1 protein-coding gene is annotated in these 801 nt (G+C 55.7%); it reads left to right on the top strand.

The genetic code is table 11. The annotated features are described in order from the left end of the window. Positions 1-67: 67 nt before the first annotated feature. A partial coding sequence (locus VZ95_RS19460; RefSeq protein WP_045777335.1) for an ABC transporter substrate-binding protein occupies positions 68-801 on the top strand: 734 nt, incomplete at its 3' end.

An 801-nucleotide genomic window follows, 5' to 3' on the forward strand; every position in this document is an offset into this window, starting at 1 on the left:
TCATGAGGTCGACCGATGGTGGACTATGCTCAAAACAATCTCATGAACCTTGGAGGAGACGGACACTATGAAGCGGAATAAGATTTCGGCGCTGTTATTGGGCGCATCTTTGCTGGCTTTCTCGGGCGCGGCCAATGCTTTGACGATTGGTTTTTCGCAGATCGGCTCGGAAAGCGGGTGGCGCACGTCGGAAACCGAATCGATTAAAGCCGAAGCTAAGAAGCGCGGCATCGATTTGAAGTTTTCCGATGCGCAGCAAAAGCAGGAAAATCAAATTAAGGCCCTGCGCAGTTTCATCGCCCAGGGTGTCGATGGCATTTTGCTCGCCCCGGTCGTGGAAACCGGCTGGGATCAAGTGCTGAAGGAAGCTAAAGACGCTAAAATTCCGGTGGTGCTGGTCGATCGCGGCGTCAGCGTTGCCGATCAGTCGCTGTATTTGACCAAAGTGGCGTCGGATTTCGTCGAGGAAGGGCGCTTGGCCGCCGCTTGGCTCGCCGCCCGCACCAATGGTAAGTGCCGCTTTGTCGAATTGCAGGGCACGGTTGGATCGAGCGCTGCCATCGACCGCAAAATGGGTTTCGGCGATGTCGTGAACCTGTTCCCCGGTATGGTCTTGGCGCGCTCGCAGAGCGGTGATTTCACCCGTTCGGGCGGTAAGGAAGTCATGGAAAGCTTCCTGAAGGCGGAAGGCGGCGGTAAAAACCTCTGCGCCGTTTATGCCCATAACGATGATATGGCTCTCGGCGCGATTCAGGCGATCAAGGAAGCCGGATTGAAGCCCGGTAAAGATCTCACGATCAT

This window comes from Elstera litoralis (genome assembly GCF_000963705.1).
Taxonomy (GTDB): Bacteria; Pseudomonadota; Alphaproteobacteria; order Elsterales; family Elsteraceae; genus Elstera; species Elstera litoralis.